Genomic DNA, 472 nt, shown 5'->3' on the forward strand with positions numbered 1-472 from the left:
GTGTTCAATCTAACTTTGATGTGTTCGTCTCTTTAAGCTGCCATAACTGTCCGGATGTGGTTCAGGCACTTAACCTGATCGCCATCTATAACCCAGGCACTACAGCGACCATGATTGATGGGGCTTTCTTCCAGGAAGAAGTAGAAGAACGCAAAATCATGGCGGTTCCGATGGTGTTCCAGGACAACCAGCATATCGGTCAGGGTCGTATGACGCTGGAAGAAATCATTGCCAAGTTGGACAGCAATGCCGCTACCAAAGATGCGGAAAAGCTGAATGCCAAAGATGCCTTTGATGTCCTGGTGATCGGTGGTGGACCTGCTGGGAATACCTCTGCAATCTATGCAGCACGTAAAGGCATTAAAACCGGGATCGTGGCTGAACGTATGGGCGGTCAGGTCATGGATACCATGGACATCGAAAACTTTACGTCTGTACAAAAAACTCAAGGTCCGAAGTTTGCAGCGGAAAT

General features: G+C 48.3%; 1 protein-coding gene. It reads left to right on the plus strand.

Going from position 1 to position 472, the window contains the following annotated elements; all coding sequences use genetic code 11:
- The coding region (locus MWG72_RS15470; protein WP_247144431.1) for a thioredoxin family protein at window positions 1-472 on the plus strand (472 nt) is incomplete at both ends.

The organism is Acinetobacter lwoffii, from assembly GCF_022967985.1.
In the GTDB taxonomy this organism is placed as follows: Bacteria; Pseudomonadota; Gammaproteobacteria; order Pseudomonadales; family Moraxellaceae; genus Acinetobacter.